This is a genomic window from Actinocorallia aurea (assembly GCF_054783995.1).
On record NZ_BAAGPQ010000038.1, the window covers coordinates 87,865 to 110,843 of the forward strand.

The following is a 22,979-nucleotide window of genomic DNA, read 5'->3' on the forward strand; positions in this document are numbered from 1 at the left end:
CATTAAAATTCTTAGCACTAATACTTCTAGAACTAAGAAGTCATGTTCTGAGAGAAGGATCACCCCCATGTCGAAGAAGCTTCTGGCCACCGCCGTCCTGGCGGGCACGGCAGTGCTCGCCTCCGCCTGCGGCGGCGACGACACGGCCACCGCGTCCGGCGACGTGACCGTCGCGCTCCCGTTCGCCAGCTGCCTGTCCTGGTACCCGCTGTACGTGGCCGAGGACAAGGGCTACTTCGACGAGGAAGGCATCAACGCCTCCTTCGAGGCGACCGACGGGTCGGGCGGCGCGGTCCAGGCGACGCTCACCGGCAAGGCCGAGCTCGCCGCGGCCGCGCCCAACGCCTACCTGTCGGCCGCCGCGACCGGCGCGAAGATCCAGGCGTTCTACGCGCTGTACCAGAAGAGCACCTTCGCGGTCGTCACCCCGGCCGGCTCGGGCATCACCGACGTCGCCGGGCTCAAGGGCAAGACCGTCGGCATCAGCGCTCCCGGCGGCGGCGACGTCATCTACCAGGAATGGCTGGCCTCGCAGGCGGGCCTGTCGAAGGACGGCGACTACGAGCAGATGGCGGTCGGGGACGGCTCCTCGGCGGCCACCGCCCTGAAGAGCGGCACGGTCGACGCCTACTCCGCCTCGTTCTTCGACGAGGAGGTCATCAAGAGCGGCGACCTGGAGGTGACCCAGCTGCACGTGGCGAACGAGCCGCAGCTCGTGGACAACTTCCTCGTCGCCACCGACAAGTGGGCCGCGGCCAACGGCGAGACCATCGACGGCTTCGGCCGCGCCCTCGCCCGCGGCACCGAGTGGGGCCTGGCCAACCCCGACGGCGTCATCGAGCTCTGCGGCAAGCACGCGCCGGAGGAGACCGAGGACCCGGCGTTCGCCAAGGTCATCTACGACCGGGTGAGCGACCTGCTCGCGCTGCCCGACAGCGCCCAGGGCAAGTACGGCCACATCGAGACCGACGGCTTCAAGGCGTTCGCCGACCAGCTCGCCGAACTGAAGCTCATCGAGTCGGCCGACGGCGCCCAGGCCGTCACCAACGACCACGTCGAAGCCTGGAACACGACTGGCAAGTAGCACCCTGCGCGGCAGCGCCGGGGTGAGCTGAGAGGGAAGCATGCCACAGCACCGAATGACCGCGGAACGACCCGCGGCCGACCCGGCAACGACGGGGGCGTCCGTGCACGTCCTCGACGTGGTCCGGACCTTCACGCGCGACGGCGAGACCGTCCACGCGCTCGGCCCCGTCTCCCTGGACATCGAGCCCGGGGAGTTCGTGGCCCTGCTCGGTCCCTCTGGATGCGGGAAGAGCACCCTCCTCAACATCATCGGCGGCCTCCTGCCGCAGACCTCGGGGGTCGTCCAGGTCGGTGGGAAGGACGTCGACGGCGTGCCCGACGAGGTCGGGATGATGTTCCAGAAGGCGGTCCTGCTCGCCTGGCGCACGATCCGGGAGAACGTCCTGCTCCCGATCGAGATCGCGCACGGCCGCAAGGCCGCCAAGGCGGCGCAGTCCCGGGCCGACGAACTCCTCGACCTCGTCGGCCTGGGCTCCTTCGCCGACAAGATGCCGAACGAGCTGTCCGGCGGCATGCAGCAGCGCGCGGCGATCTGCCGCATGCTGATCCAGGAGCCGGGCGTCCTGCTGCTCGACGAGCCGTTCGGCGCACTCGACGAGTTCACCCGCGAGCACATGAACGTGGAACTCGCGCGGATCTGCAAGATGACCGGCCGCACCGCCGTGTTCGTCACCCACTCCATCAGCGAGGCGGTCTTCCTCGCCGACCGCGTCGTGGTGATGAGCGCCCGGCCCGGCCGCATCGCCGGCATCGTCGACGTCGACCTCGCCAAGCCGCGCGACCCCGAGGTGATGACCTCGGCCCCGTTCCAGACCTACGTCCGGGAGGCCCGCGATCTGCTGAAGATCGGCTACGACGCGGCCTCCTCCGAGGAGCACTGACCCATGACGCAGTCCGCCACTGCGGTTCCGGCGACGGCGCCGGCCGGCAAAGGCCCGGCCGCGCCGCGCGCCAAGGCCGCCAAGCCGCTCATGGAGCGCATCCCCACCCCCGTCCTGCTCACCGCCGCCCTCGTCGTGCTCGTCGCGGTGTGGCAGGGGGTCATCTCGATCGGGTGGGTCAACGAGTACACCCTGCCGACCCCTTGGGACACCGCGACGGCCCTGGGGGACGTCACCAAGGACCTGTTCACCGGCGGCCCGGTGTTCGACAACTTCCTCATCTCCGCGCAGGAGACCCTCTACGGCCTGCTCATCGCGGCCGTCGCCGGCGTCGTGCTCGGCGTCCTCATCGCCGAGACGGTGATCGGCCGCCGCGTCCTGCAGCCGCTGATGATCGCGCTGTACGCGGCGCCGAAGGTCGCGCTCGCCCCGCTGTTCGTCGCCTGGTTCGGCTTCGACATGGCGCCCAAGGTCGTCATGGCCGCGGTGATCGCGTTCTTCCCCGTCATGGTCGACACCGCGGCGGGCCTCGCCGGGATCGACGAGGACGAGGACAAGCTGTTCAAGTCGCTGCGCGCCAACGCGTGGCAGCGGTTCGTCAAGCTCAAGCTCATGAACGCGCTCCCGTTCGTGTTCGCGGGCCTGAAGTCGGCGTCGGTCCTGGCCGTCATCGGCGCGATCGTCGCGGAGTTCCTCGGCGGTGGGGAGGGCCTCGGCGTCATGGTGAAGACGGCGTCGGTCGGCTTCGCCCTGGACCGGGTGTTCGCGTTCGTCATCCTGCTGTCGGTCATGGCGTTCCTGGTCTACCTCGCGGTCGACCTGATCGAGCGCAAGGTGATCTTCTGGCGGCAGACCGGCTTCCTGCCGACCGAGTCCTGAGGCGGCACATCATGTCCGAGAACACCGCACCTCCCCTTCCGATCATCATCGGCGGCGTCCTGCAGGACGGCCGCGGACCCGCGCTGACCAGCTACGACCCGGCCGAAGGCACCCCCGTCGCCACCGTGGCCGCAGCGTCCGCCGAGGACGTCGACCTGGCCGTCGAGCGGGCGGTCGCCGCGCAGGCCGACCCCGCCTGGCTGCGGATGCTCCCGCACGTCAGGGCCCGGCTGCTCACCCGCACGGCCGAGCTGATCGAGTCGCGCAGTGAAGAGCTGGCGGTCCTGCAGTCGCGCGACAACGGCAAACCGATCACCGAGACGCGCGGCCTCGTCGCCAGCGCCGCGGGCACCTTCCGCTACGTCGCGGCGGTCCTGGAGAGCTCCGACGAGCGCCTCACCGTCCCGCGCGGGCAGTACCTCACGATGTCGGTGCACGAGCCGATCGGCGTGGTCGGCGCGATCACCCCGTGGAACTCGCCCATCGCCTCCGACGCGCAGAAGCTCGCGCCGTCCCTGGCCGGCGGCAACGCGGTGATCCTCAAGCCCGCGGGCTGGGCGCCGCTGGTCTCGCTCGAAGTGGGGAAGATCCTGCTGGAGGCCGGGTTCCCGGCCGGTCTCGTCAGCGTCCTGCCGGGCGCGGGCGGCACCGTCGGGCAGCGCATCGTCGACCACCCGGCGGTCGGGCACGTCTCCTTCACCGGCGGCACCGACACCGGGCGGAACCTCGCGGCGTCGGCGGCGCGCAAGCTCATGACCACCTCGCTGGAGCTCGGCGGCAAGTCCCCGACGATCGTCTTCGCCGACGCCGACCTCGATCTGGCCGTGAACGGCGTCCTGTACGGCATCTTCAGCTCCCAGGGGCAGTCGTGCATCGCCGGATCGCGCCTGTTCGTGCAGCGCCCGGTCTTCGACGAGGTCGTCGCCCGGCTCGCCGAGAAGGCGGACGCCCTGCGCGTCGGCCACCCCCGCGACGAACGCACCCAGATGGGCCCGCTCATCACCGACCGGCACCGCACCTCGGTCGAGGAGTACATCGGGCTCGGGGTCGCCGAAGGCGGCAAGGTCGTCGCCGGAGGAGTCCGGCCGGACGACCCGACCCTCGCGAGCGGGACGTACCTGCGGCCGACGATCATCACTGGGGTGGACAACTCCTCCCGGATCGCCCAGGAGGAGATCTTCGGCCCGGTCCTCGTGGTGATCCCGTTCGACGACGAGGCCGACCTCGTCGCGCAGGCCAACGACACCGTCTACGGCCTGGCCGCGGGCGTGTGGACGCGGGACTTCCCCAAGGCGTGGCGGACGGCCCGCGCCGTCCAGGCCGGACAGGTGTGGGTCAACACCTACAAGCAGCTGTCCATCGCCACGCCCTTCGGCGGGTTCAAGGACTCGGGGTCCACCCGCGAGAAGGGCATGGACGCCATCCGCGCCTACCAGCGGCAGAAGAGCGTCTACGTCGACGTCAGCGGCACGCCCATCCCCTGGGCGGACTGACCCGGCACGTCGAAGGCGCCGTCCTCAAGGGAGGACGGCGCCTTCGCCTTTCCGGAGAACCGACAAGGCCGCGGACCGGGGTCCGCGGCCTTTGCACCGGTCAGAGCGCGTCGCGCAGCGTCCGCAGGACCGCGTAGGGGACGACCTGGCTCGTCCGGGGGTTGTTCGGCGACGGCTGGTTGCGCACCTCGAAGCGGTAGGAGCCGACCGGGCCTTCGGCGGAGACGACGTGGCTGACGAGGTCGGCGGCCGGGTCGGCGACGAGCTCCACCTCGACCGGGGTGCCGGGCAGGGCCAGCGCCAGCGTCGCGGCGACGTTGAGGGACCTGGGGAACAGGCCCGCGGCCTCCTCTGCCGAGCCCTGGAAGACCGTGAGAGGAGCGGCCGCGTGCAGCAGCTCCGCCTTGCGCGCTTCGTCCATCCAGTCCTGCACGAGCGCGCCCGGCTTCTTGGTGGTGGTGAGCCGCACCGAGGTGAACGGGGCGGCCGACGCCGCGGCGGACAGCAGGTCGAGCCCGCCGAGGGCGCCGGTGGTGATGAAGAGCCTGCCGGGGCCCGCGGCGCGGAGCTCATCGTGCAGCGCGGTGTCGGTGAGCGCGCCCGCCGACGACACGACGAGGTCGACGCCCGCCTTCAGGGCGGCGAGCCCGTGGGCGGCCAGCGCGCCGTGCCCGGCGCACTCCACGAGCACGTCGGCCCGCGCGATCGCCTCCTCGGCGGTCACCAGCGGCACCGGGGCGTCGGCTCCGTCCTGGCTGACGACGCAGTCGAGGCGCGCTCCGGGGACGGCCCCGGCGAGCAGCCTGCCGCACACGACCGATCCGATCGCGCCGTGGCCGAGGACCGCGACGGCCTTCTCCCGCGGGGCGGAGGCCGCGCGCTTCACCGTCGTCGTTTCCGACATCTGTGCTCCTTCCAGGCCGGCCGAGTCTTCGACCCGCATTGGCTTTGTGCTGAATAGCTTAGAGCTAATAACTTACTACCAAAGATACTTAGGTCTGAGATTTTATGGTAGCGTGCCGCTCATGGAACTGGGATTGGCAGGGCGCACCGCCCTAGTCACCGGGGGGAGCTCCGGCATCGGGCTCGCCACCGCGCGGTCGCTGCTCGCCGAAGGGGCGAACGTGGCGACCTGCGGGCGCGACCCCGATAGGCTCCGGACCGCGCTGGCCCCGCTGCGCGAGCAGTACGGCGACCGCCTGCACACCGGCACCGCCGACGTCCTCGACGCCGAGCGGATCGGCGCCTTCGTGGCGGAGTCCGCACAGGTGTTCGGCGGGATCGACATCCTGGTCAACAACGCGGGCCGCTCGCACACCTCCACCTTCGCGACGACCACCGACGACGCCTGGCGCGCGGAGCTCGACCTGAAGTTCTTCGGCGTGCTCAACCCGACCCGCGCCGCCCTGGAGGCGCTGCGCGCGTCCGACGCCGCCGCGATCGTCAACATGAACGCCGTGCTCGCCCGCCAGCCCGAGCCGCACCTCGTGGCCACCGCCGCCGCCCGCGCCGGACTGCTCAACCTCTCGACGTCGATGGCGGCCGAGTTCGCCCCCGACGGCATCCGCGTCAACTCCGTCTGCGTCGGGCTGATCGACACCGGCCAGTGGCGCCGCCGCTACGACACCGCGGTCGAAGAGGGCAGGTCTCCCGGCTCCTACGAGGAGTGGTCCCGTTCCATCGCCGCCGACCGGCGGATCGCCGCCGGACGTTTCGGCACCGCCGATGAGGTCGCCGCGGCCATCGTGTTCCTCGCGTCGCCGCGCGCCTCCTACGTCACCGGCACCCAGCTCGAGGTCTCCGGAGGAGTCGCCCGCTATGTCTGAAGAAACCCCCCGCCGCGCCCTCGACGTCGTCAACGGCGGCGACCTGCTCGTCGCCCTGATGGAGGCGCTCGGCGTCGACACGGCGTTCGGCGTCGTCAGCGTCCACAACATGCCGCTCGTCGACGCGGTGTCGGAGAGGCTGCGGTTCGTCCCGGTCCGGCATGAGGCCGCCGCCGTCAACGCCGCCGACGCCTACGGCCGCGTCCGCGGCACCGTCGGCATCGCGCTCACCAGCACCGGCACCGGCGCGGGCAACGCCGCCGGCTCCCTCATCGAGGCGCTCGCCACCGGCTCCCGCGTGCTGCACATCACCGGCCAGATCGAGAGCCGCTACCTCGGCCAGGGCCGCGGCTTCATCCACGAGACCAAGGACCAGCCGGGCATGCTCGCCGCGGTCAGCAAGACCGCGCACACCGTCACCGACGTGGAGGGCGCGCCGGCGCTGCTCGCCCGCGCCGCCCGCGAGGCCGCGACCGCGCCGTTCGGGCCGGTCAGCGTCGAATGGCCGATCGACCTCCAGTACCGGCGGCACGAGATCCCCGCCCTGGACGTCGCGCCCCGCCCGGACGCGCCCGCGCCGTCCGACGCCGCGCTCGACGAGGTCGCCGCGCTCATCTCCGAGGCGAAGCGGCCCCTCCTGTGGGTCGGCGGCGGCGCCGTCGAGGCCCGCGACGAGGTCCTCGACCTCCTCACCAGGACCCGCGCCGGGCTCCTCACCAGCAACTCCGGGCGAGGCGTCGTCGGCGAGGGGCACGGCGCGTGCATCGGCAACTTCGCGATGAACCCGGCGGTCGCGCCGGTCCGCGAACGCGCCGACCTGCTCATCAGCATCGGCACCCACTTCCGCAGCAACGAGACGGGCGACTACGCGCTCAAGCTGCCCGCCGCGCACGTCCAGATCGACCTCGACCCCGAGGCGATCGGCCGCGTCCACCCCGCGACCGCGGGCCTCGCGGGCGACGCCGCCACCGTGATCCGCGGCCTCCTCGACCGGCTGCCCGCGCGCACCGCCACCGAGGACACCTGGCTCACCGAGATCGCCGCCGCCCGGCGCGGCGCCCGCACCGGCCTGCGCGAGTCCATCGGCTGGCAGGCCGAGATCTGCGACGCCGTCCGCTCGGCCTTCCCGGCGTCGGCGGTCCTCGCCCGGGACGTCACCATCCCGTCCAGCATGTGGGGCAACCGGCTGCTGTCCGTCGAGGACCCGTCGGTCAACGTGTTCCCGCGCGGCGGCGGCATCGGCCAGGGCCTGGCCATGGGCATCGGCGGCGCCATCGCCCGCCCCGACGTGCCCTCGCTGATCCTCGCCGGCGACGGCGGCTTCGCCGTCCACCTCGGCGAACTCGGCACCCTCGCGCAGGAGAACCCCTGGGCCGTCGTGCTGCTGTTCAACGACGGCGGCTACGGAGTCCTGCGCAACACCCAGGACGGATTCGTCGGCCGCCGTGCCGGCGTCGACCTCCGCACGCCCGACTTCGGCCTCCTCGCCCAGGCGTACGGACTGCCGTACTGGAACGTCAAGAGCACCGACGAGATCGAGGGCGCGCTCGCCGCCGCCCTGTCCGTCCGCGGCGCGGCCTTCGTCGAGGTCGACGTGGACGCGCTCGGCCCGATCCCCAAGCCGTTCACCCCGCCCGTCTCGATCCCCGGCGCCGAGTAGCCGGTACGCGAGACCGCCCCCCGACTCTTTTCCGCACCGATCCGAGAGGAAAGCCGATGACCGCACCGGCACCCCCCAAGATCAGAGCCCTGCGCCACGTGGCACTCCGGACGACGGCCCTCGAAGATTCGGTCGCCTTCTACAGCGGCCCCTGGGGGCTGGAGCTCCAGGAACGCACCGAGGACGCCGCCTACCTGCGCGCCGCCGGCCCCGAGCACCACGTGCTCCAGCTGCACCGGGCCGACCGCAACGCCCTCGACCACCTCGCGTTCGCGCTGCCCACCCCCGAAGAGGTCGACGCCGCCGCGGCGTGGGTCGCCGCCGAAGGGGCGAAGATCATCGAGGGGCCGGGGCGGATCGACCGGCCCGGAGGCGGGTACGGCTTCCGCTTCCTCGACCCGGAGAACCGGATCCTGGAGATCAGCGCCAACGTCTTCGCCGTGGCCGAGCGCCCCCTGGACGTCCCCGTCCCGCGCAAGGTCGCGCACAGCGTGCTCAACACCACCGACATCGACGCGCTCACCGCCTGGTACACCCGCGTCCTCGGCCTGCGCGTCAGCGACTGGTCGGAGCACCAGATGGTGTTCCTGCGCGCCGTGGGCGACCACCACGTCATCGCCTTCAACCAGGCCGAGTGGGCCGCGCCCAACCACGTCGCCTACGAGGTCGAGAACCTCGACGCGTGGCTGCGCAGCATCGGCCGGCTCAAGGTCGCCGGCCACGAGACCGCCTGGGGACCCGGCCGCCACGGGCCCGGCGACAACGCGTTCGCCTACTACGTCGACCCCGCCGGGCTCGTCCCGGAGATGACCGCCGAGGTCATGCAGATCGACGACGACACCTGGATGCCGCGCGTCTGGCCGCGCATCCCCGAACTCTCCGACCTCTTCCGGACGGCCGGGCCGCCGAGCCCGCACATCCGGAAGCACATGGGCGGCGTGCCCGACCCGGGCTGGGCCTGAGCACCGTCCGCCCCAGCACCACCTGCGAACTGAGAAAGGCCTTCACCATGACCGAGACCACGAACGCCACGAGCACCCCCGAACTCGAAGCCCTCATCGACAAGTGCCTGGCCTCCAGCGCCACGCGCAACATCGACTTCGACACCCTGAAGTTCCAGACCAAGGCCGGCGACAAGTTCCGCCGCGCCCAGGTCCGCTACATCGGCTCGGGCGCCACCGGCAACCACGAGGGCGACTCGTCGATCATCCCCTCGGACCACTTCACCTTCTCGAACATGATCCTCCCCTCGGGCTGCGTCGGCCCCGAGCACACCCACCCGGACGTCGAAGAGGCCTTCTTCGTCCTTGAGGGCCAGGTCGAGTTCTCCGTCCACGACGTGGAGGACGGCACCAAGACCGCCAGCCGCGTCCTCGGCAAGTACGACCTGCTGTGCGTCCCGGCCGGCGTGCCCCGCAGCCTGAAGACCGTGTCGGAGGAGGACGCCCGCATCTGCGTCATCATCGGCACCAAGAAGCCCGCCATCCCGAGCTACCCGGCCACCTCCGAGATGCACGGCGTCACCCGCGACTGATGTCCTTCGACGCAGCCGCCTCCGTCCGCCTCCTGCACACGCGGGAGGCGGGCGACGGCCCCCTCTTCCTCTGCCTGCACGGCATAGGCTCCAGCTCGGCCTCCTTCGAGCCGCAGCTCTCGGCCTTCGCCGACCGCCACCACGTCGTCGCCTGGGACGCCCCCGGCTACGCCGCCTCCGCCGCGCTGCCTTCGGCCCCCGGCATGGACGGCTACGCCGACCTCGCCGCAGCCCTGATCTCCGCACACGGAGCCCCCGCCGTGGTCCTGGGCATGTCCTGGGGCGGCGTCATCGCCATGCGCCTGGCCCAGCGCCACCCCTCTGTGGTCCGCGCCCTGATCCTCGGCGACAGCACCCGAGGCTCCGCCGCCACCCCCGAGAAGGCCGCCGCCATGCGCGCCAGGGGCCCCGAACTGGCCTCTTCGGGCCCGAAGGCCTTCGCCGCCGCCCGCGCCCCCCGCCTCCTGCGCCCGACGGCCCCCGCCCCCGAGGTCGAGGCCACCACGGCGGCCATGGCCACCGCCATCCGCCTGCCCGGCTACGCCCACGCCGCAGACGCCATGGCCACCACCTACCTAGAGGGCTCCCTGGGCGACATCACCGCCCCCACCCTCGTCCTCTACGGCGAACACGACCACATCACGGGCCGCCCGGAGAGCTCGGCCATCGCGACCCAGATCCCCGGCGCCGTCCTCCGCGTCGTCCCGGACGCGGGCCACCTCGCCAACCAGGAGAACCCGGCAGCCTTCAACAAGGAAGTCACCACCTTCCTGGCCGCCCTCTAGACCCCGTGCCCGCCCCACGGCGAGCACGGCTCCCACAGGGCGCTCACCCTTGCCAACGCCGCCAAGGCCGAGCGCCCGAGCCAGGCCCCGGGCCCCGTCAGCGCCGACGGGGCCCGGGGCCGCTCCGCTCAGACCTCCGCCGGATCCCGCAACCCCAACGCCTCCGCCTCGGTGAGCCCGGCCCTCTGCCCAGCCCGCCTTCGCGCGTTCACCTCTGCCCTGGTCCGGGGCCGCGCCTTCGGCTCCCGACCACACCCGCAGGCCTCGAACCCCTCATACCGCAACCCGGCCCCGAGCACCGCCGCCACCGCCGCCCACCCACTGTCATCCCCCTTACGCGGCGCCGCGAAATCATGCCCCGCACAGACCATGGCCTCCCCACACCGACTGCACATCAGCCCCCCATCAGCCCAGACCCGCTTACAACTCCACCGACACGACACACATACATAGTGAAGCTTGTAGGCAAGTTCCGCATAGGTGCACATCCGTCCACGGTAAAGAGGACCACCCGCCCCCGCACCTGAGATTCCGCCCCCGGGTACCGCCGCCGCCTCACCCCGTGGACCGCTCGGTGAACCTCCCATGCTCCAGATAACGAGTGGTACCCGCAGCCCGTGCGATCCCGGCCTCATGAATACGCCGCGCCAAGCGCGGAATGACGAGCCCGGGCACGTCGGCCGGCGCGTGGAACCCGACAGCCCCGATCTCCTCCGGATCCAGCCGCATCCCCGCGACCTGCCCCGCGCCGATCCGTCCCCCGTCGAACACGTAGAGCACCTTGTCGCCCTCGACCTCATCAGGCGCCCAGTCCGTGACGAGCAGCCGCCCGATAGGCGGACTGATCCCCAACTCCTCTTGAACCTCACGCACCGCCCCCTCCCAAGGCGTCTCCCCACCCTCCACATATCCGCCCGGAATATCCAACTCATCCTTGTAGGTGGGCACAACGAGCATCACCCGATCCCGCTCGTCAAAGAACAACACCCCGGCCGCCACAAACGGCCGAGCCCGCCCGGCCCCCCAGTCACCACTCACGCCCCCGACCCTAGGCGCAAAAGGCACCCCCGCACCGCACCCCTCAGATCCACGCTCCGTCGAGGAGACGCACGGGCGCCGTTGTGCGCCTCAGTTCGTCCCGTTCACGCAGGACTCGGCGGCTTCCGTCGGTAATGTCCGGCCAGTTCGACCGAGTGACGGGAAGTCCCTCGTAGACGGGTTCCCAGCCGAGGGCATAGAAGGCACCCAGCTCAGGCGTGTGCTTCTTGAGGGCGTGCAGGGCGCGGCGGTGGAACCACTTGCTGACGGCGGTGATCGGTAGATCGCCGCGTAGCGCCTCTCGGATGTGCGTTACGGAGTTCTCGACGTTCTGCCAGGTGTTCGAGGAGCGGTCCTCCACGCGGATCGCGCCGGATGGGACGCCGGCTTCGACGAGAGCGCGACGGAACTCCCGCCCTTCGATGATGCCGGTGTGACGGTTGATGCCGCCCGTCACGATGATCAGGGGAGCGAGCCCCCGCCGGTGTCTGTCGGCGACGAGGGGGGCGACAACGTCGAGTTGGTTGGTTCCGAAGACGAAGTGGGCGGTGAGGAGGGCGTCGGGTGGCGGTGCGTGGATGTCGACCTCGGCGGCGATGGCGGCGGCGTTCTCCGGGGTGATGTGGTCCTCGGTCACCGTCCGGGCTCCGTTGCTGAGCTGATGGAGTGCGTCAGATCTTGGTAGCGGGCGACATAGGCGGTGGTGAAGGTGTTCGGTGCAGCGGTGGTGAGGGCGTCGGCGAGTTGCGTGGCGAGTTTGAGGGTGGGCCAGGTGGGGTGGCCGGTGTTCAGGGCGGTGAGCCCGGTGTCGGCGGCTTTCCCCGGGTCGCCCGCTCCGACTTGGGCGAGGGCGAGGATGAAAAGGGCGCGGGCGTAGCCGGGGAGATTGCCGTGGTGATGGCGGCTTTCCTCGTGGTAGGTGGTCTGAATGACCCGTCGGGCGGCTCCGGCGGCCTCGTGGTGGTGGCCGGTGAGGAGGAGCGACGTGGCGGTGTAAGGCGGGTCCTCCGATGGGGTGATCGAATAGACGCCGCTCTCGGGGACGTCGGCGGGGAGAGCGGACATGGCGGCCACGGCTTGGCGTCGGGCCTTGGAGGTGGCGGCGCCGTCCCCGGTCATGGCGGTGGCGCGCATGTACTGCGCGGAGAGTCTGGCGTGCGCGACCGTGCCGAGGGGCGCGTATCGCCGACCTTGGGAGGCGAGGTCGGCGGCCTGGCGAGGAAGGCGCTGATAGTGGGCGATCACCGAGCGGGTGAGGTGGGACCAGCCCGCGAGTTCGGGTTGCCCGGCCTCCCGGCTGCGGCGTTCGGTGTCGGAGCACCAGAGGCGGGCCGCCCCGTGCCGTCCGAGGTTCTGCGCGGCGATCGCCAGAAGGCCGGACAGTCGCCCGCACTGGAGGGCGAGGTCGACTCTGCGTGGGTTCGTCTTCGTTCGGTCGAGGAAGGAACCACCGTAGGAACGAATGGCGACGAGTTCGTCGTAGACCCCTGCGGGCGGTAGTGACGGCAGTGCTTGGGCGTAGTGCTCGACGAGTTCACCGAGGCCGTCGGCGATCGTGGCGGGATCGCCGTCTCCGATGACCTCCAGGGCGTGCAGGACCGGCGGCAGGGCCGTGAGGGCCACGGCCTTGGCGAGGAACTCCCGGCGCAGCACGTCGCTCATCTGCTCCCACGGATCCGATGTGTCCTGGCAGGACTGTAGGCCCGATCCGGTGGCCGACGCAGGTGCCTCGCAGAGGTCGCCGACCTTGACGCCGAGGGCGTGGGCCAGTGCGTCGAGCCAGGCGGTGGGGGTGCGTGCGCCGCGTTCCCAGCGGCTGATCTCATGTCGGGTGAGGGTCGTGACCCCGGTGATCAGGCAGAGCCTGGCGGCGAGCCCGCCTTGTGAAAGCCCGGCTCGCCTTCGATGGGCCACCATGCGCTCTGCCGAGAATGCGGCGTTTTCGTGCACCTTCGGACCTTGGGGTCATGGCCTGTGGGCCAGGTGTGGGCCAGCGTCGGGGCCCTACGAGGCCCCTCTCATCGTGCCCTGATCAACGGTTACGTGACAGGCGAATCACTCAGTGTCGCGGCACGACCGGGAGGACTCATGGAAAAGGCACTGGATGATCTGAGACGAAGGTATGAGCCCTGCTGGGAGATTCGGGAGACGCGGGACTTTCTCACGGCTCGGCGTCGGGTGGGGCTCACCTGGGCGCAGATGGGGGCAGGGCTGCTGGCGACGGTCGTTGCGCCTACGGCGGACGAGCTGGAGGAGGCGCTGAAGCGTCAGGGGCGGATCGCGGAAGGCTATGCGCGGGGGGTGTTGTGAGAACGGGCCCGTGCCCGGTTGGGGTGCGGGCCCGGGTTCCTCGGGCGGGGCGGGGCGAAGAGGGCTGGGAGCGGGTGGCGGACAGGAGGGTGGCGAGGTCGGTTACCGCTGTTCGGAGGGCGGTTTCTACCTCGGTGCGGCGGGTGGGGGTGGAGTCCAGGAGGCCGGTGGGGGCGGCGAGGCTGAGGGCGGCGACGGGGGCGGCCGGGGTGGGGGTGATGGGGGCCGCGACGGAGTCGATGCCGGGTTCGTAGCCGGAGTGGCTCCAGGTGGGGGAGTCGTCGCCTTGGCGGGCGGCGGTGATGGCTCGGCCGCCGGTGGTGGCTTCCAAAGGGACTACGGTGCCTACGCCTATGTGGGAGACCAGGGGGGTGTCGGGGATGGAGCGGAGGAGGTACGTCAGGTGGGTGTCGTCGGCGACCACGAGGTAGGCGGAGACGCCCAGAGTCCGGCTGAGGTGGTCGCAGGAGCGTTGGCCCAGGGAGGTGAGGTCCTGGTTGGAGAGGGAGGTGGCGGCCAGGCGGAGGAGGCGGGGGCCCAGGCGGTGGTCGGAGCCGGTGCGTTCCAGGGCGCCTTGGGATTCCAGGTCGGCGAGGAGGCGCATCGCCGTGATGCGGTTGAGGCCTGTGGCGCGGGACAGTTCGGAGAGGTTGGCGGTGGTGCCGCCGTCCGCGACGTGCTCCAGGAGGGTGAGGACGCGGGCGGCGGCGGAGTCCGGCGGAGGGGTCATGCGACGGGGACGGACCAGGCGTCGTAGCCGTAGACCCAGTCGCCCGTGCCGGACTCTTTCAGCCAGGCGTTGTCGCGGGACGAGATCTGGATGCGGGCGGTGCGCTCGCGGCGGGCCGCCTCGTAGGCGGCGAACGCGGCCTCCAAGGTGGGGTTCGCGTCGACGGCGCGGGCGAGGACGACGCCGTCTTCGATGGCCTGGCCGGCGCCCTGGGCCATGAACGGCATCATCGGGTGGCAGGCGTCGCCCAGCAGCGTCGCCCGGCCGACGGTCCAGGACGCCAGCGGGTCGCGGACGTACAGGGCCGACTTCAGCACCTCGTCGCAGGCCGCGAGGAGCCGCCGCGCCTCGGGGTGGAAGCCCTTGTAGAGCTCGCCCAGTTCGGCGACGTTGCCGGGCTGGGTCCAGGACTCCTCGTGCCATCCCTCCTGCGGGATCGTCGCGAAGATGAACAGATCGCGGCCCGAGTTGAGGGGGAACGTCACGATCTGTGTGTCCTTGTCGGGCCCCCACCACTTGGTGAAGGCGTCGAGGTTGTCCACGCCCGCGAGCGTCTCGACGGGGACGACGGCCCGGAACGCGACGACGCCGGTGAAGTCGGGGCTCTCCTGGCCGAACAGGGCCTTGCGCACGGAGGAGTGGATGCCGTCCGCGCCGATGACGGCGTCGTGGCGGGCCGTCGTGCCGTCGGCGAACTCCAGGATGACGCCCTCGTCGTCCTGGGTGAGGCCGGTGACCTGGGCGGAGAACCGGATGGCCGAGGCGGGGACGGCGGCTTCGAGGGCCGTCATGAGGTCGGCGCGGTGCATGGTGAGCTGCGGCGCGCCGTACTGCCGCTCGGCGGTGTCGCCCATGGGCAGCCGGGAGGTCTCCTCGCCGGTGTCGTAGGTCCGGCTGATCCGGTGGGTGGGCCGGGCGGCGGTCTCGCGGAGCGCGTCGCCGACGCCGAGGCCGTCGAGGGCGCGGACGGCGTTCGGGGTCAGGTTGATGTCGGCGCCGACCCGGGCGAACTTGGGGGCCTGCTCGTAGACGACGACCTCGTGGCCGAGCGCGCGGAGCGCGATCGCGGCGGACAGGCCGCCGATGCCGGCCCCGCTGATGGCGATGGAGCGCTGGGTGCTCATCCTGTTCTCCTTTGAACGCATTGTTCAAAGAATGTTAGTCCTAAGATATATTCCTAGGCAAACAGGACGAAGGGGGACGGATGCGGGAGATCGTCGAGCGGCTCGCGGCCTGGCACCGGGCCGGCACCCGGTACGCCCTGGCCACGGTCACCGGCACCGGCGGCAGCGCCCCCCGGACGCCCGGCGCGGCCATGGCCGTGGCCGAGGACGGCGAGGCCGTCGGCAGCGTCTCCGGCGGCTGCGTCGAGGGCGCCGTATACGAGCTGTGCCAGCGCGCGCTGGAGAGTGGCGAGGCCGTCCGGGAGAGCTTCGGGTACTCCGCCGAGACCGCCTTCGCCGTCGGCCTGACCTGCGGCGGCACCGTCGAGGTCCTCGTGCAGCCCGCGCCGCCCGCCCCGGTCGTCGCGGCCGTGGCCGAGGCGCTGGCCGAAGGGCGCCCGGTCGCCGTCGCCCACCTCCTGGACGCCTCGGGCGCGACCCTCGCCGTCGACGCGGCCGGGTCCACCGGCACCACCGGTGATCCCGAGGTCGACGTGGTGGTCCTGGCGGAGGCCCGCGCGATGCTCGACAGCGGGATCACCGGCGTCCGCTCCGTCCGCTGCCGTCCTGATCTGGAGGTCTTCGTCGCCTCGTTCGCGACGCCGCCCCGGCTCCTCGTCTACGGCGCGATCGACTACGCCGCCTCCGTCGCCTCGCTCGGCCGCTTCCTCGGCTACCGGGTGACGGTCTGCGACGCCCGCCCCGTCTTCGCGACCCCCGCCCGGTTCCCCGACGCGCACGAGGTGGTCCGCGACTGGCCGCACCGCCACCTCGCGGCGGCCTCCGTCGACTCCAGGACCGCCGTCGTCGTCCTCACCCACGACGTGAAGTTCGACGTCCCCCTCCTGGAGGTGGCGCTGCGCCTGCCCGTCGGCTACGTGGGCGCGATGGGCTCGCGCCGCACCCACGCCGAGCGGCTGGACCGGCTGCGCGAGGCGGGCCTCGCCGACGCCGAACTCGCCCGCCTGCACTCGCCCATCGGCCTCGACCTCGGCGCCCGCACCCCCGAGGAGACCGCGGTGTCGATCCTCGCCGAGATCGTCGCGGCCCGCCGCGGCGGCCCCGCCCTGCCGCTCGCCGCGACGACCGGCCCCATCCACCGCGACCGCTGACGCCGCGCCCCGCCTCAGCGGGCGGCGGCGGCCAGGAGGGCGAGGGCCGCGGCTTTGGCCTGGGCCGCGGTGTCCGGCGGTCCCTGGTGGGCGGCGACGACGGTGGCGCCCTCGACGAGCATCAGGAGCTGGCGGCCCAGCGTCGCGGGGTCCGCGGCGCCGGCGCGGACGGCGACGTCGGTGAGCAGGTCCAGGTAGCGGTCCAGGTGCCGGGCGGTGAGGGCGCGGACGTCCTCGGCGTGGTGCTGGGTCGCCGCGTTCACCATCGCGCAGCCCCGGAACACCGGCTCGGCGTACCAGCCTCCGAGCGCGTCGAACACCGCGCCGAGCCGCGCCGCCGGATCGTCGCCGGCCTCCTCCACGGCCGCGCCCAGCCAGCTCACGACGTGGTCGCTGCGCTGCTCCAGCACGGCGCGGACCAGGCCGTCCTTGGTCCCGAAGTGGCGGTAGAGGGTCTCCTTGGACACGCCGAGCTCGGCGCACAGCTCCGCGACGCCGATGCCGTCGAGGCCGCGCGCGTAGAGCACGGGGGCGGCCGCGGCGAGGATGGCGGCCCGGGTGCGGGCCGGGTCGATCGTGGACCCCTTGGGTACGGGCATGCATGAGATGGTACCGCTCAGTTCGATGAGCTGCTAGCGTCCGAGATCGTAACGAACGGTTCGATCTCGGGGAGCCTCCTTTGACCGCCCTTCCGCGCCGCGCGCCCGCGCCGCCGTTCTCCGACCCGCCGCCGCACACCCCGTTCGGGGGCTTCCGATGAGATCGCCCACCGCACAGGCGATCCGGCTGGCCTTCGGAACCGCTTCCGCGCTCGGCCTCGCCCGGTTCGCCTACGGGCTGCTCCTGCCCGCCATGCGCGACGACCTGGGGTGGAGCCTCGCCCAGGCGGGGGCGCTCAGCGCCGCCAACGGATTCGGCTACCTCCTCGGCGCGCTGATCACCCCCCTGGCCGTGCGGCGCGCAGGCGACGCCGCGGCCTTCCGGGGGAGCATGACGCTCACCGCCGCGGCGCTCGCGGCCACCTCCGCCACCGGCTCCTACCCCGTGCTGCTCGCCCTCAGGACTGCCGCGGGCCTGACGGGGGCCGTCGTCTTCATCACCGGGGGCGTCATCGCCGCGCGCCTCGCCGCACGGGCCGCGTCCGGCGCTCCGCTCACCCTCTACTTCGCCGGGACCGGCCTCGGCATCGCGCTCGGCGGCGCGGTCGTCCCGGCGCTCGGCGGGCACTGGCGCGCGGCCTGGCTCCTCCTCGGCGCGGCAGGGGCGGTGGCGACCGCGGTGAGCTGGTCCGCGGCGCGCGCCGGTGCGGCGGACCGAAGCGCCGCGCAGACCGGACGGGCACGGATCCGCCCGCTGTGGCGCGTCGCCGTCGCCTATCTGCTCTTCGCCGCCGGATACATCACCTACATCACCTTCCTGTCCGCCTACCTCGCCGACCTGCGTGCCCCGGTCGTCCAGGTCTCGCTCGTCTGGACGGTCCTGGGCCTCGCCGTCGTGGCCGCGCCCGCCCTGTGGAGCGGGCCCCTCACCACCTGGCCGGGAGGGCGCGCCCTCGCCGTCCTGCTCGCCCTCCTCGGCGGCGGCGCGGCCTTGGCCCTCCTCTCCCCGGCCCGCCCTGTCGTGTTCGCGTCCGCCCTCGTCTACGGGGCCACCTTCATGTGCGTGCCCGCCGCGGTCACCGCGCTCATCCGCGGCCGCACCCCGTCCGGCGACTGGACGGCCACCCTGTCGGCCTTCACCGTGCTGTTCGCCCTCGGCCAGACCGCAGGCCCCTGGCTCGCCGGAGTCCTGGCCGACCGCACCTCGACCGACGCGACCCTCGCCTGGACCGCGGTCCTGTGCGCCGCCGCGGCCCTCGTCGCCGCCACCGTCCGGCCCGCGCCGGCGTCCCGACCCCCGGTCCCCGCGGACCGGACCGCCTCCCGACAAGGAGAACACCAGTGACCACCTTCGTCCTCATCCCCGGCATGTGCCACGGCGGATGGTGCTACCGCGACCTCGCCGAAGGGCTGCGCGAGCGGGGACACCGCGTCCTGCCCGTGACGCTGACGGGCGTCGCGGAGCGGAGCCACCTCCTGCACGGCGGCGTCAACCTGGAGACGCACCTCCACGACGTGACGGCCCTGCTGGAGGCCGAACAGGTCGAGGAAGCGGTCCTCGTCGGGCACAGCTACGGCGGAATGGTCATCACCGGCGCCGCCGACCGCACGCCCGCGCGAGTGCGCTCACTCGTCTACGTCGACGCGGTCGTGCCCGGGAACGGCGACTCCATGTGGGCGCTGGTCTCCGACCGGGAGCGGCAGTGGTACCTCGACGTCGTCGACACCGGCGACGCGGTCCGCCCGCTGCCGTTCTTCGACCCCCGCGCCACCCCGCACCCCCTCGCCTCCCTGCTCCAGCCGCTGCGCACCACCGGCGACCTCGCGCACGTCCGGCGCAGCGTCTACGTGTACGCGGCCGCCTGGCCAGGCCCGTCGCCCTTCACCGCCACCTACGAGCGCCTGCGCGACGACCCGTCCTGGACCGTCCACGCCCTCGACGGCGGCCACAACCTCATGCGCGACGCCCCGGACGCCCTCCTGAAGGCCGTCCTCGACGCCGCTCCCGACGTCCGCTGAACGCGGCTCACTCGGGCGGAGCGGTCCAGCCGGGGGAGGGGAGGAGACCCGGGACGGGGCCGGGCGGGAGGGCGGACGGCCGGGGGCCTGAGGCGCGGGTGAAGTCCAGGACGGAGCCGGCGAAGACCGTGCCGTCGAACCCCAGGCCGGACCCGGGGTCGGTGGCCTCGGCGAAGTCGAGGGAGCCGGAGTCGAGGGAGGCGCGGCCGAAGTCGGCGGTGCCGCCGGTGAAGGAGGACCTGCGGAAGGCGAGGGAGGCGCCCGCCAGGCGGGACTCGTAGAAGGTGATCTTGCCGGCGGCGAAGGTCGCGCGGGAGAAGTCCAGGGTGCCGCCGGACAGGTCGGTGTCCCAGAGGTTGACGTCGCCGCCGGAGAAGCGGGCGTCCTTGAAGTCGATGAGGCCCGCGGTGAGGGAGGTCTTGCCGAAGTCGGCGAGGCCGCCGGTGAAGGCGGCGCCGACGAAGCCCACGACGGCCCCGCCGAGGACCGATTCCCAGAACGTCACCTTGCCGTCGGAGAGCAGCAGGCCGTGGAAGTCGACGATGCCGCTCGCGAGGTCGGTTTCCCACAGGTTGACGGTGCCGCCGGCGACCTCCGTGTCGGTGAAGTCGAGGGTGCCGCCGGTGAAGCGCGCCTTGCCGAAGTCCACGAGGGCCCGCGCGACGATCCGGGCCCCCTTGAACTCGACGGTCCCGCCCCGGAACTCCGCCTCCCAGAAGGTGACCTTTCCGGCGCTGAGCTCCGCCCCGCCGAAGTCGGCGGTGCCGTGGAGGAAGCGGGCCTTCCACAGGTCGACGGTGCCTCCGGTGAACCTCGCGTTCCAGAAGTTCACCATCGCCCCGGCGAACTCGGCCTCGGTGAGGTCGACGCGGCCCGAGGCGAACTCGGCGTTCTGGAAGGTCACGGTGCCGCCGGAGAAGACGGCGCCGCTCAGGTCGCCGCCGTCGAAGACGACGTCGGTGAAGTCGAAGTCGTGGCCCTGCCAGGAGCGCGGGTCGTGCTCGCGCAGCCGCAGGTGGTTGCCGATGAGCCGCAGCACCGTGTGCCGCACCTCCCGCTCGGCCCGGTAGGCGCGGTGCGCCCGTGCGTCCGACGGGTCGGGTTCGGGCTCGTAGGGCAGCCGAAGGTAGGCGCACAGCACGTCGATGCACGTCTGGCGCAGGTCCCGGGCGTCGTCGGCGATGCCGGCGAGCGCCTGGACGGCGCCGAGGCGGACCGCGGTGGAGGCCTCCCCGAGCTGGGCGACGGCGGCGGTGAACCTGTCGTTGGTCTGCCCGCGGGCGGCGAGCTCGACGTTGTCGGCCGCGGTCTGCGCGGTGCGCCGCGCCGACGCGGCGTTGGCCGCCGTGTAGTAGACCGCGACGACCGCGAGGATCCCGGTGGCGAGCCCGACGATCCTGCCGCGCGCCTTGTCGAACGCGTCCAGCTTGTCCTTGTCGGCCTCGGAGAGCTTGTCCGCGTCCGCGACGTTCACGCCGTACAGATGGCGCAGCACCCAGTCGGGTTCGAGCAGCGCCGCGACCATGGCGGCAAGCCCGACGACCCCGACGACGAGGAGCGCCCACCTCATCCAAGCGCGCCCCTCAGACGCTCCGTTTTCGGCCATGCCCTGACGATATGAACAGTTCACCGCATTAGCCCGAAGCCGCTCCGCGGACCCTCAGCGGCCAGATCCGGCCGCCGCTCTGGGGCGTACGGCGGTTTCACGTCGGAGGGCGCGATCTGGCGTCTGGAGCTGTGAAAGCTCACCGCGTTCGGGTGTGACGTGCATTTCACCTGGGTGAAATCCGGGTCGCCTAGCTTGCGATCATGGACAAGATGCGGGCGATGGAGCTGGTGCTGGAGGCGAAGGCCAGGAAAGGGCTGACGTTCTCGGAGATAGCCGAGGCGGTGGACCGGCACACGGTGTGGACGACGTCGGCGCTGCTCGGCCAGCAGCAGATGAGCATGTCCGAGGCCGACGCGGTGGTGGATCTGCTCGGCCTCGACATGGACGTCGCGCGGGCGCTCCAGGCCCCGGCGGACAAGGGCTCCCTGCCCGCCCCCGTGCCGACCGACCCGCTCATCCACCGGTTCCACGAGATCGTCCAGGTGTACGGGACGACGCTGAAGGCCGTCATCCAGGAGGAGTTCGGCGACGGTGTGATGAGCTCGACCGACTTCCGCATCGACGTCCAGCGGATCGCCGACCCCGACGGAGACCGCGTCCGCGTCACCCTCGACGGAAGGTTCGAGCCCTTCCGCAAGTGGTGAACGCGCTCAGGAGCGGGTGAGATGCCTGCGCGGGCCGAAGGCGGCGGGCCGGGTCAGGGCCGCCCGGTAGCGCTGCACGATGATCTCGGCGACCTCCGGGGCCGCGCCCAGCACTGGGGAAACCGCGGTGGCGCCCGCCTCCTCGGCCGCCGTGCGGACCTTGTCGGCGAAGTAGCCGGGCGCGAGGAAGTAGGAGGCGACGGCGACGCGCGGGGCGCCGGCCTCGTAAAGCGCGCCGATCGCGTCCGAAGGGGTCGGCGTCGTGGCCGAGGCGTACGCGGGCCGCACGTCGTACCAGCCGCGCCGCCGCCATTGCGCCGCCATCGAGGCGATCACCGCGTTGGCCGACGGGTCGGACGAGCCCGCCGCGACCAGCACCACGGCGGTGTCGGGCGAAGGCGTGACGCCCACTTCGGCCAGCCGCCGCTCCAGCGCCCCGAACATCAGCGGATGCGGGCCCAGCGTCCCGGTGACGCGCACCGAGAGTCGCCGGTTGCGCTCGCGCGCCGTCTCCAGGACGCCCGGAATGTCGATCTTGCTGTGATAGGCCTCGGTGAGCAGCAGCGGCAGCACCACAGCCGAGTGCACGCCTTCCAGCACGTGCACCGGCGACGGCGGAGCGTGGTCCAGGTAGGACGCCCGGACGTTCACGCCGTGCGCCCGCACGAGGTCGAGGAGGGACTCCACGGTCGCGGTCGCCCGCGGGTCACGCGACCCGTGCGCGACCGCGACCAGGGGAGGCCTTACAGATGAATGCCGCATTCGACCTTGCCCAGCCCCGCCCAGCGGCCGCTGCGCGGATCGTCGCCCGGCTCGACCCGCGACGTGCAGGGCTCGCAGCCGATCGAGGGGTAGCCGTCGTAGTGCAGCGGGTTCACGAGGATCCCGTTGTCGGCGATGTAGTTGTCGACCTCGTCCTCGGTCCAGTTGAGGATCGGGTTGACCTTGACCATCTGCCGCCGCCGGTCCCACTCGACGACCTTCATGTCCTTGCGTGAACGGGTCTCGTCCCTGCGCACCCCGGTGAACCACGCCATGTAGCCCTCCAGCGCGCGACCGAGCGGCTCGACCTTGCGCAGGTGGCAGCACAGGTCCGGGTTGCGCCCGTACAGGCGCGGCCCGAGGTCCCTGTCCTGCTCCTCGACGGTCCGCGACGACGTCACGTTGATGACGTTCACCGGGTAGACCGCCTCGACGGCGTCGCGGGTGCCGATCGTCTCCACGAAGTGGTAGCCGGTGTCGACGAACAGCACGTCCACGCCCGGGCGGACCTTGGAGACGAGGTGGATGAGGGCCGCGTCCGACATCGACGACGTCAGGCAGATCCGGTCGCCGAACGTCGCCGACGCCCACTGGACGATCTCCAGCGCGGAGGCGTCGGCGAGCGCGGCGGCGGCCGAGTCGACGATGTCCTCCAACGAGAGCGAAGGGCGCAGGTCTGCCTTCGCCGGGTCCAAGACCGTCACTGGGGGGCTCCAATCCCGAGGAAGCTCAATCGGAACTTGCGGGCACAGGCCCGGCAGTGCCAGGTCCCGTCCCCCTCGTAGGGAACTAGGTCTTCGTCACCGCAGTACGGGCAGTAGAACGGGGCCGCTCGCTCGCTCATTCCCG

Annotated in this window: 24 protein-coding genes; 13 read left to right on the forward strand and 11 right to left on the reverse strand. The window is 72.0% G+C overall.

Annotated features, from left to right (window positions below; genetic code table 11):
• Window positions 1–67: 67 nt before the first annotated feature.
• The 4 genes from ACYVOM_RS38805 to ACYVOM_RS38820 are packed head-to-tail and all read left to right on the forward strand — an operon-like array spanning window position 68 to window position 4,339.
• Window positions 68–1,084 carry an ABC transporter substrate-binding protein gene (locus tag ACYVOM_RS38805; protein ID WP_460308614.1) on the forward strand — a complete coding sequence of 339 codons (1,017 nt, stop codon included), beginning with the start codon at window positions 68–70 and terminating at the stop codon, window positions 1,082–1,084.
• 40 nt (window positions 1,085–1,124) lie between these two features.
• Entirely contained in the window at window positions 1,125–1,967 is an 843-nt protein-coding gene (locus ACYVOM_RS38810) for an ABC transporter ATP-binding protein (protein ID WP_460308615.1), read from the forward strand.
• A 3-nt stretch (window positions 1,968–1,970) separates the two neighbouring features.
• Window positions 1,971–2,846 (forward strand): ABC transporter permease, encoded by an 876-nt coding sequence (locus ACYVOM_RS38815; RefSeq protein WP_460308616.1) that lies wholly within the window; start codon window positions 1,971–1,973, stop codon window positions 2,844–2,846.
• Between the two features lie 11 nt (window positions 2,847–2,857).
• Window positions 2,858–4,339 carry an aldehyde dehydrogenase gene (locus tag ACYVOM_RS38820; RefSeq protein ID WP_460308617.1) on the forward strand — a complete coding sequence of 494 codons (1,482 nt, stop codon included), beginning with the start codon at window positions 2,858–2,860 and terminating at the stop codon, window positions 4,337–4,339.
• A 100-nt stretch (window positions 4,340–4,439) separates the two neighbouring features.
• Here the strand turns inward: ACYVOM_RS38820 and ACYVOM_RS38825 are convergent, their stop codons facing one another.
• A complete protein-coding gene (locus tag ACYVOM_RS38825; RefSeq protein WP_460308618.1) occupies window positions 4,440–5,243 on the reverse strand; it encodes an aspartate dehydrogenase domain-containing protein in 804 nt (267 codons plus the stop codon).
• A 121-nt stretch (window positions 5,244–5,364) separates the two neighbouring features.
• Between ACYVOM_RS38825 and ACYVOM_RS38830 the strand changes: the two genes are divergently transcribed.
• Genes ACYVOM_RS38830 through ACYVOM_RS38850 form a run of 5 tightly spaced genes read left to right on the forward strand, consistent with a single transcriptional unit; the run spans window position 5,365 to window position 10,144 of the window.
• Window positions 5,365–6,165, forward strand: coding sequence for an SDR family oxidoreductase (locus ACYVOM_RS38830; RefSeq protein WP_460308619.1), 801 nt, complete (start codon window positions 5,365–5,367; stop codon window positions 6,163–6,165).
• Window positions 6,158–7,825 carry a thiamine pyrophosphate-binding protein gene (locus tag ACYVOM_RS38835; RefSeq protein ID WP_460308620.1) on the forward strand — a complete coding sequence of 556 codons (1,668 nt, stop codon included), beginning with the start codon at window positions 6,158–6,160 and terminating at the stop codon, window positions 7,823–7,825. The genes ACYVOM_RS38830 and ACYVOM_RS38835 overlap by 8 nt, the downstream gene beginning before the upstream one ends.
• Window positions 7,826–7,881: 56 nt before the next feature.
• On the forward strand, window positions 7,882–8,787 hold the full coding sequence (locus tag ACYVOM_RS38840) for a VOC family protein (protein WP_460308621.1): 906 nt from the start codon (window positions 7,882–7,884) through the stop codon (window positions 8,785–8,787).
• A 47-nt stretch (window positions 8,788–8,834) separates the two neighbouring features.
• Window positions 8,835–9,359 (forward strand): cupin domain-containing protein, encoded by a 525-nt coding sequence (locus ACYVOM_RS38845; RefSeq protein WP_460308622.1) that lies wholly within the window; start codon window positions 8,835–8,837, stop codon window positions 9,357–9,359.
• Window positions 9,359–10,144 (forward strand): alpha/beta fold hydrolase, encoded by a 786-nt coding sequence (locus ACYVOM_RS38850; RefSeq protein ID WP_460308623.1) that lies wholly within the window; start codon window positions 9,359–9,361, stop codon window positions 10,142–10,144. The genes ACYVOM_RS38845 and ACYVOM_RS38850 overlap by 1 nt, the downstream gene beginning before the upstream one ends.
• Before the next feature lie 555 nt (window positions 10,145–10,699).
• Here ACYVOM_RS38850 and ACYVOM_RS38855 read toward each other — a convergent pair.
• The 5 genes from ACYVOM_RS38855 to ACYVOM_RS38875 form a co-directional block, all read right to left on the reverse strand.
• Window positions 10,700–11,182 (reverse strand): NUDIX domain-containing protein, encoded by a 483-nt coding sequence (locus ACYVOM_RS38855; protein ID WP_460308624.1) that lies wholly within the window; start codon window positions 11,180–11,182, stop codon window positions 10,700–10,702.
• Between the two features lie 43 nt (window positions 11,183–11,225).
• Complete coding sequence (locus tag ACYVOM_RS38860) at window positions 11,226–11,819, reverse strand: YdcF family protein (RefSeq protein ID WP_460308625.1); 594 nt, start codon at window positions 11,817–11,819, stop codon at window positions 11,226–11,228.
• The gene (locus tag ACYVOM_RS38865; protein WP_460308626.1) at window positions 11,816–13,099 is read right to left on the reverse strand and encodes a helix-turn-helix transcriptional regulator; all 1,284 of its coding nucleotides are present in this window, start codon (window positions 13,097–13,099) and stop codon (window positions 11,816–11,818) included. Before ACYVOM_RS38865 ends, ACYVOM_RS38860 begins: the two co-directional genes overlap by 4 nt.
• 316 nt (window positions 13,100–13,415) lie before the next feature.
• Entirely contained in the window at window positions 13,416–14,222 is an 807-nt protein-coding gene (locus tag ACYVOM_RS38870; RefSeq protein ID WP_460308627.1) for an IclR family transcriptional regulator, read from the reverse strand.
• Window positions 14,219–15,346, reverse strand: a complete 1,128-nt coding sequence (locus ACYVOM_RS38875) for an FAD-dependent monooxygenase (RefSeq protein ID WP_460308628.1) — start codon at window positions 15,344–15,346, stop codon at window positions 14,219–14,221. The genes ACYVOM_RS38870 and ACYVOM_RS38875 overlap by 4 nt, the downstream gene beginning before the upstream one ends.
• Before the next feature lie 80 nt (window positions 15,347–15,426).
• Between ACYVOM_RS38875 and ACYVOM_RS38880 the strand changes: the two genes are divergently transcribed.
• Complete coding sequence (locus tag ACYVOM_RS38880) at window positions 15,427–16,497, forward strand: XdhC family protein (RefSeq protein ID WP_460308629.1); 1,071 nt, start codon at window positions 15,427–15,429, stop codon at window positions 16,495–16,497.
• A gap of 14 nt (window positions 16,498–16,511) precedes the next feature.
• Here ACYVOM_RS38880 and ACYVOM_RS38885 read toward each other — a convergent pair whose 3' ends face one another.
• On the reverse strand, window positions 16,512–17,096 hold the full coding sequence (locus ACYVOM_RS38885) for a TetR/AcrR family transcriptional regulator (protein ID WP_460308630.1): 585 nt from the start codon (window positions 17,094–17,096) through the stop codon (window positions 16,512–16,514).
• A 157-nt stretch (window positions 17,097–17,253) separates the two neighbouring features.
• On the opposite strand from ACYVOM_RS38885, the gene ACYVOM_RS38890 reads away from it, so the two are divergent.
• Both ACYVOM_RS38890 and ACYVOM_RS38895 read left to right on the forward strand, forming a co-directional pair.
• Window positions 17,254–18,441, forward strand: a complete 1,188-nt coding sequence (locus tag ACYVOM_RS38890; RefSeq protein WP_460308631.1) for a YbfB/YjiJ family MFS transporter — start codon at window positions 17,254–17,256, stop codon at window positions 18,439–18,441.
• On the forward strand, window positions 18,438–19,115 hold the full coding sequence (locus tag ACYVOM_RS38895; protein ID WP_460308632.1) for an alpha/beta fold hydrolase: 678 nt from the start codon (window positions 18,438–18,440) through the stop codon (window positions 19,113–19,115). The genes ACYVOM_RS38890 and ACYVOM_RS38895 overlap by 4 nt, the downstream gene beginning before the upstream one ends.
• A gap of 7 nt (window positions 19,116–19,122) precedes the next feature.
• On the opposite strand, the gene ACYVOM_RS38900 is transcribed toward ACYVOM_RS38895, so the two are convergent.
• Window positions 19,123–20,685 (reverse strand): pentapeptide repeat-containing protein, encoded by a 1,563-nt coding sequence (locus ACYVOM_RS38900; RefSeq protein ID WP_460308633.1) that lies wholly within the window; start codon window positions 20,683–20,685, stop codon window positions 19,123–19,125.
• Between the two features lie 239 nt (window positions 20,686–20,924).
• On the opposite strand from ACYVOM_RS38900, the gene cynS reads away from it, so the two are divergent.
• Window positions 20,925–21,368, forward strand: a complete 444-nt coding sequence (cynS, locus tag ACYVOM_RS38905; protein ID WP_460308634.1) for a cyanase — start codon at window positions 20,925–20,927, stop codon at window positions 21,366–21,368.
• Between the two features lie 6 nt (window positions 21,369–21,374).
• Here the strand turns inward: cynS and ACYVOM_RS38910 are convergent, their stop codons facing one another.
• From ACYVOM_RS38910 to ACYVOM_RS38920, 3 genes are read right to left on the reverse strand one after another with little or no spacing between them, the layout of a single operon-like run.
• Window positions 21,375–22,130, reverse strand: coding sequence for a sirohydrochlorin chelatase (locus ACYVOM_RS38910; RefSeq protein ID WP_460308635.1), 756 nt, complete (start codon window positions 22,128–22,130; stop codon window positions 21,375–21,377).
• Window positions 22,112–22,825, reverse strand: coding sequence for a phosphoadenylyl-sulfate reductase (locus ACYVOM_RS38915; RefSeq protein WP_460308908.1), 714 nt, complete (start codon window positions 22,823–22,825; stop codon window positions 22,112–22,114). Before ACYVOM_RS38915 ends, ACYVOM_RS38910 begins: the two co-directional genes overlap by 19 nt.
• 5 nt (window positions 22,826–22,830) lie before the next feature.
• Window positions 22,831–22,974 carry an Insertion element protein gene (locus ACYVOM_RS38920; protein WP_460308636.1) on the reverse strand — a complete coding sequence of 48 codons (144 nt, stop codon included), beginning with the start codon at window positions 22,972–22,974 and terminating at the stop codon, window positions 22,831–22,833.
• Between the last annotated feature and the right edge of the window lie 5 nt (window positions 22,975–22,979).